This window comes from Acetobacterium paludosum (assembly GCF_008086595.1).
In the GTDB taxonomy this organism is placed as follows: domain Bacteria; phylum Bacillota; class Clostridia; order Eubacteriales; family Eubacteriaceae; genus Acetobacterium; species Acetobacterium paludosum.
In genome coordinates, this window is the sequence record NZ_RXYA01000002.1 from 87,793 (window position 1) to 105,148 (window position 17,356).

Here is a 17,356-nt window from a genome sequence, read left to right on the forward strand (position 1 = left end):
AATATTATAGTATTTGTTGATCAGTCTAAACCGAAACATCCGGTTTTTCATTGAGCAACTCTGGCAGGTGATCAAGAACATCCTTTAAACTGCCAGCCTTTTTAAGTATCAGCATGGTATCCCGGTGAGGATTGCCATAAATACCTAGCCAGTAGTATTCATCATATTCCGGTCGATTCGAAAAAGCAAGAACCAGTTTTTTCAATGAAAATTGTGCATGCACACCTGGCTTATTTCCTCTTGCATCCAGCCTGATCCAACGGTCCTCCAAAAAAACGGCATTATAAGCATGGACACAATATCTGAAGATTGCGTACCTTAACATAACAGAGATTTGGTTAATTTTTTCTGGCAAACTAATAACTATAAAACAGCTTTTGCCTTAGCTATTGCAATGCTTAAAAATTCATCTTCACTTTGAATATATTCAAATCCTGTGTTTCTCGTTTCAAAAGCTACGGCACCTTTATAATCAACTGACTTCAATTTGTCTGAAAGTTTATTCCAATCAATGTTTCCCGAAAACGGAAGTGCATGCATATCCTCTTTACTGTTGTTATCGTGCAGGTGTAAAGCCATAAGTTTAGTACCATATAAACTGAGTAAGTCTAGGTCTGGAGAATATAAATTATGATGTCCACTGTCAAAACAAAATCCAAGCCTATTTGATTGAATTTTACTAAATATAAATTCTAGATATTGAGGACTTTCCATATTTTCCAAAGCTATATTGATGTTCAAGCTTTCCGCCCTGTCTATAATTCGTTTTAGTCGCTCTATTCCAGTATTTGATACAGGTAAAGGAGTTTTACCATTTGTGGGATGCATAACTAAAGTTGGTATTTCATAAGTATCACAATCCTCTATACATGTGATAAGCTTTTTTGCATATTCATGTCCGATTGAATTATCTTCCCACAAAGTATTTGCCTCAATGTAAGGTGCATGAGCATTTTCAACATATAACCCAGCTTCCATAGCATACCGTGGAAAGTCTTTGTAGTCACTATCAAACTGATCTGTCCAAAGCAAAATTACACCAGTAAATCCTGCAGATTTGATAACATTCATTCTTTCTCGTGGAGAAAGATTATAACCAAACCAATCAACAATAGTATAATTTCTCAATTAAACTACCTCCCATAATAATATAAATAATCAGCAATTCAAATTCCTGTCCGTCGTTGTTACACATTTATCATCTTAATTCGCAATCTTTTACTATTGTGACGGTATTTAATTTTACAACAGAATAGTGTAATTATTCAAATATTTATCATCGCCTAATTCTTTGATGTAAGCTTGTTAGGGTCGTTTCGTTTGTCACAGGTTGTGAAAGCGCTTCTGGCAATGACGATCAAAACGACCCTATGTTAACCTTATTACTTCTTCTCTTTAAATCAGTTTCCCTTAACCGCAATGATCTCATTGATGAAGTCGATCATTCCGTCTTCGACCTCGTCACGAATATCCCGATAATTGTGGATTTCATGACGATACCCGGTATAAAGCTTGGTTTTGACCTGATTTCCAGTTTCCGCCAGCCAGCTTGAAACCGCATAGACACCTTCTCCGTAAAGGCCGACTGGATCCTGATCGCCGGCAATATTATAAACCGGAATCACAGCCGGAACTTTCTCTGCCCACTGGGTACCGATAATGCTATCTATCATCATGATAAAATCGTAGGTTGAACGAATATTCGGCGGGCTGGTAAAATTGTTGAAGGGATCATTGGCATGATCAGCGACGATATCCGGATCGCCAGATATCCAATCATTGGGAGTCAGGGGATTAGCGATGCGGTTCGTCATCCATTCAAAAAGAACCTCTAAATAACTGGGATCGATTTCTTCACCTTTGCCCTCGTCGATACACTTTTGTAGTGCCGCAGCCAGCTCTCCGGTCTTTGGAAAAACCGACGAGGTTCCGCAGATCAGCAACCCGTCCATGCCCTCACCATAGGTGGCGGCATAGGATCGGGCAATCATCGAGCCCATGCTGTGACCGTACATAAAATAAGGCAGCTCCGGATATTCGGCCTGAACCAATTGGCGCAGACTGTGTTCATCTTCGGCCATCGTCATGTAACCTTTATTTCCCCAATCACTCCAATTTCCCGATTCAGCGGCGGTTTTACCATGTCCGACATGATCATCGGCGGCAACCACAAACCCTGCCTCGTTCATCTTCAGAATCATATGCAGATAACGTCTCGAATGTTCGCCAAAACCGTGGACAATCTGGACAATTCCCCGGGGTTTGCGAATCGGCTTGTATATCCAAGCCTGGATTGTATCCTTTTCGTTAAATGATCTGAAACTTCTTTCTTCAAATGCCATCATCAACCTCCTAAATTTTATTATCAGGTTGTCAACCAACCGGACGATCTTAGATTAAGTGTAGCCTTGCAGCGGGACTGCTTTGTGCAATTTCCCGCTGTTTCTTTTTTGTCAGTTTCATAAACACGGTCTGATAAGCCAGTTGGACGCAGTCGATAATAATCCAGGGTTGATTCTGGTCCGAAGCCGCCGATCATTCCTATTCTTGTCATGATATTGCCTCCTTTAAATCAGTTACCTTTTAAAAAAAAGTTCAACGTATCTTGAAATTTGTTCTTCGAGATGCCTCAGGCTCATTATCCCCGCTTCCCGCAGGGTTTCCTTTTCCTGAATAAACAGGATGACTGCCGGTACCGTAAAAACACTAAAACTTGCGGAAAGAGCAGGCGATTTTTGTATATCCACTTTAACCGCAGAAATGCTGGGATAGTTGCCGAGCATCTGTTCAATTTTGGGCAGCAGATCGCGACAGACACTGCAGGTATTGCTGCCAAAGTAAACCAACAACATGTCATTTTCCTTTTTAAAAGCATCGATTTCAGTAATTGAGTTAATTTGTTTCATCACTTCCGCCCCTCAACTATTAATTTTCCGGCAAACTATTTAATCTGTTCCAGTTGTGTTTTTCTGGGATAAAAGCCAAAGCGCTCATAAAAGCTGAAGGCGTTCTCGTTGCCCACCACTTCTACCTATTTTTCAAAATGTATTCTTTTAGGGAATCAGGAAAATGTGTAATCATGTTGTATGAAAAAGGAACCGCAACCTGATATCGGGCATTCAGCCTGCTTTTCAAAATGATATCACTGATGGTTTTTGCAGCTTTTTTCGATTCGGCTAATTTTTGTTTCTTCCTATTACTTGCATCTGATTCATAAAAACGAGCATAACATGAATTTGTATCGGATGACAGAGCATTCGAATTGTTGTCCAACGTCTTAAAGAAATATGTATTCATTGGTCCCGGTTCAATAACGGTAACCTGAATATTATTGCTGTGCAATTCTAATCGCAATGCATCACTTAAAGCTTCTACTGCAAATTTTGATGCACAGTAGGCTCCGTTAATCGGTTGAGCAAATTTCCCCGAAATCGATCCGATGTTTATGATTTTACCGGATTTTTGCTTGCGCATTTTCGGCACCACTGCCTGAACCATCTGAATGATCCCAAAAACATTCACATCAAACATATCTCTGGCAAGATTTACGTCGATCTCTTCCAGTGCACCTCTCATTGAGTAGCCCGCATTATTGACAAGTATATCAATTTTGTGAAATCGTGAAATCACTTCATTTATTGCTTCATGAATCGACTCCTCGTTCGTCACATCCAGGGACAGCTTCAACGATGCCGACAAATCCTTTAAGCTGTCAGCATTTCTAGCTGTTGCAACCACCTTATGTCCAGCATTAAATAAGACCTCACAAAGTTCCCGTCCAATACCGGTCGAACATCCCGTAATCAAAACAACACGTCCATCTTTCATTTCTGTCAACCTCCATTAATAAACTTAGGCATCATCATAAGTCATCTGAAGCTTATCCGCATTATCATTTGATAAGATTTGATTTTTTTCGTATACGGCTGAGTGACACCGGGGTGATTCCTAAATAGGATGCTAGCTGACACTGTTTCAGACGCTTTTCCAAGTCCGGATATTTTGTAAGGAATTGTTTATAGCGATCGGAACTATTTAATAATTTAAAACTGTTTGCGTGTTCCTCTTTTGCAACAAGGACGTTATCAATCATTTTTTTGTAAAATAAAAGCAGCTCATAGTTACCATCTACGATTCTCTCAAAATCTTCAATTTTCATAACCAGAAGCTCACTGTCTTCCAAAGCCTGAATACAATAGGTCGATTCCGTTTGAGACAGGTATGCCACATAAGAAAAGAGCGTACCACCTTCCGCATAGAAATACTTTGTGATATCATTCCCCCTCTTATCGATGTAATAAGATCGAAAAAGACCCTTCATGACAAACCCGATTTCTCTGGATTTCTCACCTTCCTGTAAAAAGAAATGATCCTTTTTTATTAACTTAAGCATAAAATTATTCTGCAATAGCGCAATGTTATCATCATCTAAAACCATTCCAGTACTTCTCAAAAGTTTTATCCACAAACTATCGGTATTTCCCATCGATGTCTCCCTATTCATTTATAGTTGCATTTTTTCTCCTGCGCCTTCGCATAATGTGAAAAACGGTGAGCATCAAACGGTATTGGTCGGCTGCAATTTATCAAAATTGAAAACCAGGTTTAAGTTAAGTGTGCCTGGCAGCGCCATTCTCTAAAGTGAGTCGCCGTTCTTGTTCTCACCGCGCATGGCAAACATCAACTCGCCGATAAAATATCGGACGGCATCCCATTCCGGCTGATAGTCCCGGGTTGTTCCCGGCAGCTCTAAAGCTGTTTGTTCAATCAGCTGATCCCATTTTTCACAAGGTTTCATTTGCATCTCCTTTTCTTTTATTTTAAATTGCGCCAGGCATCGGTCTCATTGGAGCTCTTGTCTTTAGGGATATTCTCTGTCTGCTGTCCAAGGGTGACAGCACTAAATGAAAAACCCTCTATACCGTCTAAGCCATTTTTCATGATCCTCCGGATGAACCAGATAAAACAAGGAAAAACTGAATGCGATTTTATCTGTTGACGAAACTGATATCGATCATTACCTATTTTTATTTTTCACCCGATAGTTACACTTGATAAATTTCATATCATCAATTTCAAACTTCTTTTCTGTCAGAGGCTTTGTCATTTCACGACTTTCGATAAACTCATTTGTTATCATAACAAAATACTGTTTATTATCTTTATTTACCAAATAGAAAGATTTATTACTATTTTTAAGCCCATTAGCTAATCCCGGCATCCCAAAGGGTGCGTTAAATATAAATCCTAATACATTATCAATTATTTTCTCACCCTTTGTAAGCTTTTGTTCGGCAATTAACAACCATATCTCAGCCTCTGGATATTTTTCAGTAATAATCTGCTCTTTCGCATTCTTTTTATACTTTGATATGTCAATCTTTTCTCTAGTAATTGATGTATCGATATCCTGTTCATTATCAAACAGATGATCAATACTTACATTAAAGAAGCTCGAAATTGCCTTTAAATTATCAACATCTGGAATTTCTTGATCAGCTTCCCATTTTGTAATTACTTGGCTTGATACCATCAGTTTCTCAGCCATCTGCTCCTGTGTAAGTCCCGCACTCTTTCTAGCTTCCTTAATTTTTTCTCCAATAGTCATACTTTTATTCCTCCTTGCATCTTAGTTACACGTTAATATAAATGTCCGGGTTATCTCAATAAGTTAAGTGAAATAAGCTAAGGGGCAGGCACCGGTCTGCGTTCTTACTCTAATTCAATTACTGGGATAAATATTCGTTGCCCTTGCAGTCCATCATCGGGCATTATTAGGACTTCCTGCTGCTCATATCGTTCAGATAAAGCTTGCTTAATTAAATTACTGCCAGCTGTTGAGTTAAGTTGTTCTTCTAATCGGTTAGACTTGTCAGAAATATACTTTAAAAGTTTTTTTGGGTTCTTGTCTATAAAAATAAGATCTTTCCCATCACCAATAATTTTCTTTGCATTTGAGTTAATTGGTTTAAAAATTTCTTTAATATTATCATCAATCGAAATGCTAAAGCTATTATCGTAATTATACTTAAGCTGATAAAAAAGATCTTCAAGCATAGGATCCAGATAGTTCAACCTCATTCGTACCGCAATTTCTGCTAATTCAGCCTGCATACTCAGTCTATCAGCCTCAAAGCAAACTTGGAGTGTAAAACTCATTTCATCAATGTTCTTGCTATAATAGTTAACTCGTTCTTCTACAAACCATTCTCTTGACGTAAATCCAGTAACGTTTTTATGTTCTCTGTCTAGCCTAGTTTTATATTCGTGAAAAACCTCACCTGTTTTGTTGCGTAAATCACGTATCTCTTTTATATCAGACTCACCGTATCTAAAACAGCGGATAGCGTGAATTCGATAAACACGCCGGAATCATTAGATTTTCTTGCCGCTTCGATTGCATCATAGTATTGCGGACGCTTCTCAAACATAACAGATTCCATTGGAATCCAAGCAAAAATTGTATTCCATTTTGCAAGCACGAGGGTCTGCCATAGCCGTCCCATGCGTCCATTTCCGTCTGAAAACGGATGGATGGTTTCAATTTCATAGTGAAGAATTGCACTTTTTAGCACGGGATGTAGATCAGACTTCTTAGCCCATTCAAACAAATCTTTGATAAGGACAGGTACGAATTGTGGTCTTGCGCCGATATGTACAGGCACATCGCCGTCGAACACGCCGACATCGCCTCTTCGAAACTTTCCTGATTCCTCAACCAAGCCCTGTGTCATTAACTCGTGGGCCTTCAAAAAGTCTTTTACATCATAGGGGTGTTGACGTTTATAATTTTGTCATAGGCTTCGTATGCATTTGTTACTTCTTTTATCTCCGTTTTCTTTCCTGCAATTATCTTGCCTTCAATGACAGCAGTTACTTCCCCGAGCGAGAGGGAGTTACCTTCGATAGCGAGGGATGAGTAAATTGTCCGAACTCGATTTAATCGATGTAGACGAATATTCCGATTGAAATCTGTGGCGTATTCCAGTTTCGTTACGGTTTCTACTATTTTGGCTAGGTAATCGGCAGATTTTTCCGTTATCGTATACGGCGGTTTATTAGTCATTTCATCATCTCCTATGTGAACTCCTTTTATAATGATTATTTTCGCTAAGTTTTGCGAGGTATCGATCATACCACAATCAGTTGAGTCTGGCACCGAGTGCGCACCAAAATTTGTGATTTATATGCCTGCTTTTTCAGCCGTTCCAAAAGTGACTCAATGTTCGATTCTAAATCTTGCTCGTACTCAATTTTGGTTAATTGGTCTACTCCTGCTGCCTTTTTACCACTCATCTTTTTATGACTTTCGATCATAAGTTAAGTGTACCTGGCACGATCACGCAGGACTGCTTTCCGCAATTTCCCGCTGCTTCTTTTTCGTCAGTTTCATAAACACGGTCTGATAAGCCAATTGGATACAGTCGATCAAATGATTATTTCACACAAAGGGTACCGCCAGTACACACTAATGATACTGGCAGTACTTGAAATGATACCATTGGTTCATAAATTGATACTGATATTCAATAATCGCGCATATTTATACTGCCAGAGCTTACAATGTGGGCACCATGTATAATGCGGTCCATAATAGAATCAGCTAGAACACCGCCACCGAGGCGAGCATGCCAGTCCTCGATCTTATACTGGGTACAGAAAATGGTAGCTCCATTGTCGTAACGGCGTTCGATCAGTTCAAACAGAAAATGGAGTTCATCATCAGAAAGATCCGTAATTAGCCATTCATCAAGGATCAATAAGGGATAGTTCGTATATTTTTTGAGTTCTTTACTTTGCCCATCTGGCTGGATCTTTGCTTCAGTGTATTCCATTAGAAGGTCCGGCAAGCGAATATACCGTGTGCGAATCCCCTGTTTACAGGCTTCTTTACCAATAGAACAGGCCATGTATGATTTTCCAGAACCAGTGAACCCTCGAATAACAATATTCTGATTGTTGCTGATAAAAGTGCAGGAAGCAATTTCCAGAATCAGATCTTTGTCAAGATGTCTCTCAGCAAAGAAAATATCCTGTACGGCGGCATTTGGGATTCTAAATCTTGCGCGCTTTATGAGGCTTGTGACACGCTTGTTGTGCTTTTCCTGATAGATATAATCAATGATGAGTTTCATACGCTCATCAAAAGACAGGGTTGCAAAAATATTATCTTTTGCCTGTTGGTCAATCACCTGAATCATTTCCTCCAGTTGAATTTCACGGAGTTTACGTCGGGTTTCATCATTAATCATTGTCGTAACCTCCATAGTAAGATGCACCGCGTATAAAACCCGTAGTACTGGCTGTTTCAGCTTTATGAGCTGCATCTCGGTCTTTGGCATAAAGGATATCTTCACCAGAGACTAATATCGGCTTGATGTGTTTATACCTTGGAGAACGATGCGTTTTGAGTGCCATTTCGCAGGCATTTTCAAGACGTAACGACGTATATTTTTTAGCCAGTTTCAGTACAGACAACGACGGATTATAAGCTCTTTCCGGAAGACGGGTATTTTCGAAAATCCGATGAATTACCTCCAAAGTGGAATCACCCATTTCCTGGGCTTCTTTAATAAAACGTTCCTGATTCCATTCTGCCTGCTTAAAACTTTCAGGCAAATCTTCATCATGGGTCGACCATAGGTCAATGGCATAGTATGGAAAACGATGATGACTGGCAATTCGTTCATTGTGACAATAAATCTCGATGAATGAATCACCGACACGTAAATCGGCTTGTTTGCCCACAAATTGATAAGGACAAGAGTAATGATTCTTTTCAAAAATGATATGACAATCCGAATAGATTTTCTTGTTGTAAAACCAGGTAACTGCCTCATAGGGATGGACTGGTAATGGCCTCAAACAGGCGTGCTCAATGGTGTCATAAATTTCAGTGCGACTGCCTTGCCGTTTCTGGAAAGGCCTGTTATTAAATGCTTTTAGTGCAGCCAGAACATCGACTTTCAAATCGGTAAGCCTGTAATAGACATTATTTCTGAGTTTAGCAATCACCGCAGTGGCAATTTTACCAACACTTCCTTCAACAGAAGCCTTTGCTTTTGGTTTTCTTACCGGTGCGGGCATAATAGCCGTACAATAATGATCACCCAAAGCTTCATAGGCTTCAGTGAGAATGATCTCACCTTCCTTTGGATGAGAAACAACACCCACTTTGAGATTATCACAAATTGTACGAACTGTTGACCCACCAAAATATTCAAACATATGCACATGACAATTGAGCCATGTATTTTGTTTCATATCTAAACAAGGTTCAACATATGTATATTGACTGTAAGGTAAGGTACCAACAAAGAGATAAACTTTTATTTCATCACCAGTAATCTGATCAATCAGCTTTTGGGTTTTACCACTCCAGTCAACTTCGGCAATCACACCGGGCTTATGCGTCAGATGATTGGTTAGCTTTTTACGCTCCACTTCATCACGGTAGCCATTACAAAATTTAGTATAACCAACGCCAAGATGTGACGTTGCACTGCATTTATCACGATACTCTTGCCAGAGAATTTTGAGGGTGACACCCACTTTGGTCAACTCATTATGAACATAGTCATAATCCGGTAGCGTATAAACGGTTTCTTCAGCATGTTTATACGGAAAAAAGAGATGATAAGCTTCTCCTGAAGATTGGTCTTTAATATCATCATAGGAAAGATGCTGTTCTTCAGCAATACGAAAAACTTCATTAACAGAAGTTTTTGACATGTGTCTGCTACGTGCGATTGATGATTGCGAAAGCCCATTGGCACGTAATTCCATAATGAGCTTCACTGCGATTTTTCGGGACATATTCATGTCCTCCTTTTTAATGTATTAAGGGATATTTATTCCCTTATATACATTATATTGCAGCGGTATCATTCCTTAAATAGCCAGTATTGATTTGTGAATCGTTGCCAGTATCAATGTGTGCACTGCCGGTATCCAATTGAATACCGGCAGTATCATTGGTGTGAAATATTCAATCAAAACCGGTTCCGGGACATCGCCGGCAAGCAGAAGCGAATTCCAATGCTGTTTATTCATATGATAGCCGGGAATAATATCCGGATAATGGGAGCGGAGAATTTCACCATCGCCGATCGGCAGCTTGAGGGTCAACAGTGAGTCGCCGTTCTTGTTCTCACCGCGCATGGCAAACATCAGCTCACCGATAAAATATCGGACGGCATCCCATTCCGGCTGATAGTCCCGGGTTGCTCCCGTCAGCTCTAAAGCTGTTTGTTCAATCAGCTGATCCCATTTTTGACAAGGTTTCATTTGCATCTCCTTTTTTATCGTTATCTTTCCCGCCGCGCATAGTAAGTTAAGTTGAGGCCGGCACCGTTAGAAGATGGTGCGCAAAACCTCAGTCTCATGTGTTAACGGGAAGAGTCGACCCCGATAAGTTAAGTCAATAAGTTAAGTGTGCCTGGCACCGCCAACTTAAAGTTAATTTTCCTTGCCCCTGGAACAACAATTATTAATACATATATCCATAAATTTCATTCCATTCCAGTTCAAGATCTTTCTCCATTGATTCCATATCTAAACAATTTTCTTTATATAAAGTACGAACTTCTTTCAGACCAGCAAAAGCGAACCGAGACCATGCAATCATATTAAGATGAAGCACAAACGCTAACATTACACCGCCCGAACGTTTTGCAGCATCGGCACCGTCAACTAGACACAATGTTCCATGTCCCACAAGTAGCATTCGTCTAAGTTCAGGATTACTCCCAAAAGGAAGCGACTCTTGCCAAGTTCTTTCATGATAAAAGCGACTTTTAATTGCCCATAACAAACGGATGAAAAGCTCATTGATTGCAACCGGTATCGCCATCGCAATGCCATGGCGCATATCATACCCTTTCTCAAAAACCTTTGCCATCAACTCAGCCAGATTTTTTTGTTCTCCCTCTACATTAAAAGAACCAAAGTTGCAAAATTGAAACATCTCAAAGAAGGGAATACCAACGCCCATCCCTTTACCACCATTTTCATGTCCGCGAGTACCACTCGAACCTGCAACATCAGACATAATATGACCAATCCAGTTGCAAAATCCAGAAAACAGCTTGGCTAAAAAGTTCCCGCCTTTTAGTTCAAAACCATTTCCCTTCGGTTCAAACCTAATAATTTGACCATCCGATATAAAGCTTGCTTTCCCAGTAAATTGGTCGAGAATTGAAAAAAACAATCCGATTAAATCTGGTTGATGTCCAAGGGATTTTAAATGATGATTTTTGGTGTTCATATTTAGAATATTTTCACCCATTTCTAAATCACTAGCATACCTCGCATCATAATTCACTTTAAACCGACGTTCAAGGTATCCAATTGCACTTGCTATCCCATCAGGTTCTTTTTTTAAGTTTGGCATACCATTTTTTTTGTCAGCATTCCAAACCATTTTTGAAAACTTTTGAACTAAACCGTCAGTTTGCTTATCTGACCATGTCCCTAATTTACTCGCATCAGGCATACCAACAAAAAAACTGTCGATCAACCCAGCACCTGCGCCACAAAAGGCGGCAATCATGTAATCATATTTATCACATGCTGCTTTTTTCATCATGTAGTCAGATTGTATCCGTTCGCTAAGCTGTGTACGCTCTGAACCAGTCATTAAATTTTCAAATGGATCTCGAGATAAGTCGATATCATTTTTTTCTGCGTAGACTTCAATATTATTAAGATATTCTTCCCATTCACAATTGTCATCAACTGCCACTGTTTCAAGCATTTCTAACTGATCTACTTGGATACTAGACTTTTCTTTCGCAGATAATGCCGTTAATTCAAAACCAAATTCAAAGTCTTCCATTGTGAAAGCTAGGGGCTCAATATTTTGTTGCTGGCATAAGAGCTCCGCTTCCATTAGTATGACATCCAAATTTTCAAGATTATTTGAATTCAGTTCCGATAAGTGTTCCAAGGAAATATTAATTTGTGAAAGTTGGTTATTTACATCAGTTTTTTGATGCTTTTGGACTAATAGCACCTTTCCTGCATTATTTATAAACTCTTCATCAATTCGTTTGTCAGACATTGAATACCCCTCTCAATACTCGCAATAGATCTTTTTATACACCGCTGTGAATTAATTAATTAAGTCTTTAAATAGATTTTTAGCTGTTCCTTTTATAGAAGCAAACGCTGCTGAAGAGACATCCAAATAGCCAATATTTTCAAGAACTGAATATAACTGCTCATAGGTATTCAAAGGTAGTTTACCACTTAATAAATAAATTATTCGGACCCCACCATCATCAACAATTGTTTCAGTTTCAATATAACAGGCTAAAACGAATGTCTTTAATTTTTCCTTTGTTGCTTCTTTCGTTAATTCTTTTAAACGAACAGCATCAAGTTTAGGTGGTAATTGGGCAATGATTGATTCAATTTCTGCATGCGTAATCTTTTCTGTTGTTGTTTGGGCTCCTTTACTTAACATCCCGAGCATTGCTGATATTTTTTCAATTTTCATGGTGGATTCAGTGCCATTTTTAATTTCTTTCATTAGCTGCGTAGAAATTTCATTAACATCTTCAATTAAATAATTCAGAGATTTTTGGGCGTTTTTGATGATTGCCTGCAGCATTAATTCACGTTGTTTATTGTTCTCCAGATCACTAAGTCCCGTTATTGTTTTTATCCCCTTGTATGCGCCAACACCAACAATAACAACGACGCCTATTCCTGTCACCATTCCGGAGAGACCTAATAGGCCACCCATACCAAGCGTCGCCAAGCCTGACGTAATACCTGCTGCACTCATACCAACTACCGATCCGGAAAAATAAATAGCTGCCAAAGGCACCCCTACTGCACCTGCTTTTGCTGCTATCTCTTTCATCGACTTTGTTATTTCCGAATCATTTTTACGCTGTGCTAGAATTTCTTCATCATTTTTTATTGCCAGCATCATCAGATCAATCTGTTCATCATTAACCTTAAACTGCTGTTGCAATGTCGTAAAAAACTTATTTTGCGGCCAGCATTCATACTCGTTTTTTATTCTGAACAAGTAAATCATATCTTTTAGCAATGATTTTTTTATTATCTCAAAGCTACCTTCCGGTACATTTTCTTCTAAATACCTTACTAAGTCATCACTATCTTCTCTATTATCCGTTTGATACATATAATTTCGGAGTTCAAGCCGATCCAAAGAATCAAGTTCAATTCTGACAATCAATGAAAGTATTTCAGCATATTCTTGTGAATCAATTATGTCATCGTCAGAACAAGCAAAATTGCAAATAATTTTCAAGTACGCTTTCTTAATCTCATTCTCCATTGATTCCAGAGGCATTGTCTGGGATGTGGTTTCAAATTTATTTTCCTCACCACTCGCTTCAAGAATACCATTAATCAATTTTGCAAACTCTTTGAAACTTATATTCGTCAGACAAGAAGTCAATGAAGTCTCAATATCATCAACTTGATGTAATATCACTTCTTCCTTGATATCAACTTTCCCATTATCCTTTACTTTTCTTATGCTTTTGTACTCTGCTGATGTTATGTTTTCAAATTTAAAGCTTTGTGGTTTTTCCAACATGCCACGTACATGAACCGAATCACCCAAAAATAAGCAACCTTCTTTTGCACTACCAAAAATTGATGTATCAGCAATAGCTAATACATACTCATGATTAACACCAGGTGCTATACCTGAAATAGCATTGTTCAACATTTTTTCTGGAATTTCAGGCGCAACATAAACCTTGTCACACAAACATGAGGCGTTTTCTTTAATATAACTTTCTACAGACATTTAATACTCCTTTATTTGTTTATTAATTTGTGCTATGTTATCTTTCACCATCCAATTTTAAAATATGACTTTATTTGATTTATGTTAAGTTGAGGTAGGTACCGAAAAGCCCTTTTTGGGTACTATTGATTCTTTTCGTGACGTTTTGCAGTATTCCAACAAATTGGCGGTTACCAGATGGTATTGCATTTCATAGTGACTTCAATCTTTGACTGACCATCTTCGGTCTGGTATAAGAGTCTTTCTGATAAGTTCATGGTTCAGCTCCCTTTTATTTTTTACTGATTCACTTTCACAAACAAGTTATTTAAGGCAGGCACTGTCAGTGTAATCAACCATTGACCTGATAACCGATCATAAATAAAGCCGCCTCAATTGCTCGCATTTGCAAATCTCTATCCATTTTATTGAATTTGGATTCTGTTTGATCAGTGATTTCTCTCAGTAGCCAGTTCGCCCGGATATTGTTTTCAATGTGTCGTTTGGGATTATTATTCAATTCAGGAAAAGTATATCTGTCACTGCCTGGATTACGCCGGTTCTCAGAACTGCGTTTATAGGTGCTTTCTTTTCCTTTTCCCCAGGCAAATGCCAGTTCAACCGGAACCGCTTCCAATGAATAGTCTTCACAGAACTTATTTACTAGAAGCCCTAAAGCGGCACCGACTCGACCATCGTATATAATAAAATCATCAATACATAAAGAATAGATTTTTGTAAATCCAGAATTCATAATCATCTCACGTTGATAATAGTCATCGGATGACCGATCCTCAGCTACGCAGTTTTTAATTTTCTTTAAATAGTGACAGATACCATTTCCAAGTCCTTCGACTCGTTTATCATTACTACGCAGTACACCGCCCCACTGGAAAATCGAACAGCAATGTTTTTGACAGGCTTCAGAGTCGGAATCCTGAATGCTTCTTCTTAATCCATGAGACAAACTTGATAATGCTAACGCACTTCTATCAAATGTATTACCGTTAACGATTTTTCCGTTGGTGGGATCGTTATAGCTGAATGACCAGCAATAATTTTCATAAGCTGAATAAATGGAATTACACTTCCATTGCATAATGGGCCTCTTCATCGTATAGCCATGAGAAAATGAATTTGCTTGATCCATCTTCGTTTCCAACCAATGCATAAAGTTCTGAACGGAATTGGCAGTTAGAAATTCATTCTTTTTCAATGATTCATGTCCTTTCAGGTATGTTGCAGAGTCTTTTTTGACAGAAATATTTAGTATACTATTTTGTGTGACGGTCGATACGCCCCTTGTCCTGTCACAGCGCAGTCTTCGCTGCAAATCTTTTAATCAATAACGCTGTTGCTATCAATAAGGGAAATACAAATTTCAAGAAAAATTATAAATACTAGAAGCGTCCGTGATTTTTCAATAAAACCAGCTGATAAGTTAAGTAAGCTTGACACCAGAACTCTGGTTAAGTGAGCCAGACACCATCATTTTTTTAGAGTTCTTTTTCTTATTCTTTTTCTATTGTTTCTTTCTATTATTTCTTTTGGATTTACTCCAATTAACATCTCCAACTCATCTTTAAATGAAATTTTAGATGTGTATAAAGCAATATATGCATTACCTATTGCTCCATAAAATAAATGCATCTCAGGATTATCGATACTACCAAACTTTAATACATGGCTTTGAGAGATTCCTGGATAGGGGTCGATATAATAAATTCTCTTGATACCTAATTGATACGCCTTTTTTGCACATAATTCGCATGGACTCGCAGTTGTGAATAAGAAACTACCTTTTACACCTATACCACCATATTTTGATATTTGTAGAAAGGCATTCTCTTCTGCATGAAGTGCCCTTGTATAAACTTGGTTCTTTTGACACTTCATACCATTGTATATATCTTTAAAACAATATGGATGATTACGTCCATTTAGTTCTTGATATTCAATTTTATCGTATACTTTTTCAATTGTATCAGAAAACTCACAATCTGTTATTTCGTAATTGCTGTACGATTCTTTGTCTTTATTTTCTAAATACTGTTTAATATCCCTTAAGTTGCATGATACTTGTCCCTTTGGAACCTCATTCCAACCAACTGATTTTATAGAATAGTCATCGCCTGTTACAACTGCACCAACTTGTCTAGAAAGACATCCCGAATTTAATTTTACATTGTAAGCAATTTGCATGCATCTCTCTATATGAGAAGGTGTAACTAAGCCAGGATGACGCATTAAAATAACATATTTCAATAATTGTCTTGTTAAAAAATAATAATTGAAATTTTTACGATCCGGATTATAAATATGAATATCTGATATTTCTAGACATGCTAAAATATTTTGCTTGTAAAATATTTCTTCACGTTCTAGCTTTTTGGGATATTCCGTTTTATCCAGACTTAGAATTTCGTCGGCACCTAATTTAGATAATCTTTTTCTCCTTGATACATCATCTGTGTTTACAGAAATTAAATAAAAAGCACTATAACGTTCTTTGAAAAATGTTGCTTCGAAAGGATTTCTTATCGCATCAATACAAATTAGGGTATGTTTGTTCTTCGTTTTATTAATTTTCCGAATTTCTTTTATTAAAGTATTTGTCCGTTCTGCCAAAGCAAATATTTTTTTTGGTTTAAATTCAGATTCAAAAGGATCGCCTGATGCTCTAATATTATTGCCTATTTTCTGAAATACATATGTGTATAATTGAGCATCCTTTTCATTATCTCTTATAATATGAACTGCTAGAATTTTTTTCAGTCTTGAAGCTATTGGTGGAATTCCATCTATGAATGTATTGTATAATTTACAATCAACTATTTTCTCATAATCAATAGAATCAAGATCTTCCTTTATTTGATTTATTTCTGTTTTTAAAGCAGAAAGACTCTCTATTATCTTTTCTTCAGCATCAGTTTTTTTTAAAGTACTAGCTAAATAATTTAGAAACTCTTCGTATCCTTTTTCAAATATGTAGGATGCAATAATATTACTGATTGAAATAACTTGAAATGGTTGCCATTTGTTTTTGGGCTCATTTACATATTTATACAATATTGAATATTTTATCTCCTCGCTATCCTTAAAATCATAGTTCTTTGGAGTTCTTAATTTTAATTTTTCGAATTTGGGCTCCTCTAAAATATCTGCAACTGTTGTGCAACCAGAACCTGTTCTTCCTGTTAAACCAATAATAACAAAATCCTCTTGATCTTCATATATTTTATTTATCGCCTCACGCGTTTTCATAATAAGATTTCTCCTTCATTCTTTGATAATTTCAAACATTTTTCATAGAACTTTTTAGATTCAACAAAAACATTTTGCAGTATTTAGTATAAGTGCTTTAACGTATAACCCATTATCTTATTATATTTCAGAAGCTTGTTTATCAAATTTTTCCATAGCTTCGTCAATACATTAGCAGGACGTCATATCTCGATTAAATTAATCTTTATGCACATGTTTTATAGCATGGATACGTCGTGAATTCTCAATAAAACCAGCTAAAAAGTCATTAAAGTTAAGTGGTATCTGGCACGGTCATGCGCCTATTTTTTATTTTTGAGT

General features: G+C 37.6%; 20 protein-coding genes. All 20 read right to left on the reverse strand.

The annotated features are described in order from the left end of the window. Nucleotides 1-25 precede the first annotated feature (25 nt). Nucleotides 26-223 carry a hypothetical protein gene (locus FZC41_RS02515; protein ID WP_148565811.1) on the reverse strand — a complete coding sequence of 66 codons (198 nt, stop codon included), beginning with the start codon at nt 221-223 and terminating at the stop codon, nt 26-28. 140 nt (nt 224-363) lie between these two features. Next, entirely contained in the window at nt 364-1,128 is a 765-nt protein-coding gene (locus tag FZC41_RS02520; protein ID WP_148565812.1) for a sugar phosphate isomerase/epimerase family protein, read from the reverse strand. 272 nt (nt 1,129-1,400) lie between these two features. Beyond that, on the reverse strand, nt 1,401-2,345 hold the full coding sequence (locus tag FZC41_RS02525) for an alpha/beta fold hydrolase (RefSeq protein ID WP_338000850.1): 945 nt from the start codon (nt 2,343-2,345) through the stop codon (nt 1,401-1,403). A gap of 20 nt (nt 2,346-2,365) precedes the next feature. Then, nucleotides 2,366-2,554 (reverse strand): hypothetical protein, encoded by a 189-nt coding sequence (locus FZC41_RS02530; RefSeq protein WP_148565814.1) that lies wholly within the window; start codon nt 2,552-2,554, stop codon nt 2,366-2,368. 22 nt (nt 2,555-2,576) lie between these two features. Beyond that, nucleotides 2,577-2,906 carry a thioredoxin family protein gene (locus FZC41_RS02535; RefSeq protein ID WP_148565815.1) on the reverse strand — a complete coding sequence of 110 codons (330 nt, stop codon included), beginning with the start codon at nt 2,904-2,906 and terminating at the stop codon, nt 2,577-2,579. A gap of 121 nt (nt 2,907-3,027) precedes the next feature. Beyond that, nucleotides 3,028-3,828: an SDR family oxidoreductase gene (locus FZC41_RS02540; protein WP_148565816.1), complete on the reverse strand. Its 801-nt coding sequence runs from the start codon at nt 3,826-3,828 to the stop codon at nt 3,028-3,030. A gap of 64 nt (nt 3,829-3,892) precedes the next feature. Continuing rightward, nucleotides 3,893-4,486: a Crp/Fnr family transcriptional regulator gene (locus tag FZC41_RS02545; RefSeq protein ID WP_243136642.1), complete on the reverse strand. Its 594-nt coding sequence runs from the start codon at nt 4,484-4,486 to the stop codon at nt 3,893-3,895. A gap of 150 nt (nt 4,487-4,636) precedes the next feature. Beyond that, nucleotides 4,637-4,798: an MmcQ/YjbR family DNA-binding protein gene (locus tag FZC41_RS02550; RefSeq protein ID WP_186855132.1), complete on the reverse strand. Its 162-nt coding sequence runs from the start codon at nt 4,796-4,798 to the stop codon at nt 4,637-4,639. A gap of 17 nt (nt 4,799-4,815) precedes the next feature. After that, complete coding sequence (locus tag FZC41_RS17700; protein ID WP_279235166.1) at nt 4,816-4,941, reverse strand: hypothetical protein; 126 nt, start codon at nt 4,939-4,941, stop codon at nt 4,816-4,818. 76 nt (nt 4,942-5,017) lie between these two features. Next, complete coding sequence (locus tag FZC41_RS02555) at nt 5,018-5,608, reverse strand: helix-turn-helix domain-containing protein (RefSeq protein ID WP_148565818.1); 591 nt, start codon at nt 5,606-5,608, stop codon at nt 5,018-5,020. Nucleotides 5,609-5,712: 104 nt separating this feature from the next. Then, nucleotides 5,713-6,114, reverse strand: coding sequence for a hypothetical protein (locus FZC41_RS02560; RefSeq protein WP_148565819.1), 402 nt, complete (start codon nt 6,112-6,114; stop codon nt 5,713-5,715). A gap of 197 nt (nt 6,115-6,311) precedes the next feature. Next, nucleotides 6,312-6,734 (reverse strand): Fic family protein, encoded by a 423-nt coding sequence (locus tag FZC41_RS17490; RefSeq protein WP_205737050.1) that lies wholly within the window; start codon nt 6,732-6,734, stop codon nt 6,312-6,314. 26 nt (nt 6,735-6,760) lie between these two features. Next, entirely contained in the window at nt 6,761-7,066 is a 306-nt protein-coding gene (locus FZC41_RS17495) for a Fic family protein (protein ID WP_205737051.1), read from the reverse strand. 460 nt (nt 7,067-7,526) lie between these two features. After that, entirely contained in the window at nt 7,527-8,252 is a 726-nt protein-coding gene (locus tag FZC41_RS02570) for an ATP-binding protein (RefSeq protein ID WP_148565820.1), read from the reverse strand. Further along, nucleotides 8,245-9,816 (reverse strand): IS21 family transposase, encoded by a 1,572-nt coding sequence (istA, locus tag FZC41_RS02575; RefSeq protein ID WP_148565821.1) that lies wholly within the window; start codon nt 9,814-9,816, stop codon nt 8,245-8,247. Before istA ends, FZC41_RS02570 begins: the two co-directional genes overlap by 8 nt. 75 nt (nt 9,817-9,891) lie before the next feature. Beyond that, nucleotides 9,892-10,287 (reverse strand): MmcQ/YjbR family DNA-binding protein, encoded by a 396-nt coding sequence (locus FZC41_RS02580; protein WP_148565822.1) that lies wholly within the window; start codon nt 10,285-10,287, stop codon nt 9,892-9,894. Between the two features lie 202 nt (nt 10,288-10,489). Continuing rightward, complete coding sequence (locus tag FZC41_RS02585) at nt 10,490-12,061, reverse strand: hypothetical protein (protein WP_148565823.1); 1,572 nt, start codon at nt 12,059-12,061, stop codon at nt 10,490-10,492. Nucleotides 12,062-12,112: 51 nt separating this feature from the next. Continuing rightward, nucleotides 12,113-13,792, reverse strand: coding sequence for a hypothetical protein (locus tag FZC41_RS02590; protein ID WP_148565824.1), 1,680 nt, complete (start codon nt 13,790-13,792; stop codon nt 12,113-12,115). A gap of 331 nt (nt 13,793-14,123) precedes the next feature. Then, a complete protein-coding gene (locus FZC41_RS02595; RefSeq protein WP_148565825.1) occupies nt 14,124-14,987 on the reverse strand; it encodes a hypothetical protein in 864 nt (287 codons plus the stop codon). Nucleotides 14,988-15,259: 272 nt separating this feature from the next. After that, a complete protein-coding gene (locus tag FZC41_RS02600) occupies nt 15,260-17,035 on the reverse strand; it encodes a dCMP deaminase (RefSeq protein ID WP_148565826.1) in 1,776 nt (591 codons plus the stop codon). Between the last annotated feature and the right edge of the window lie 321 nt (nt 17,036-17,356).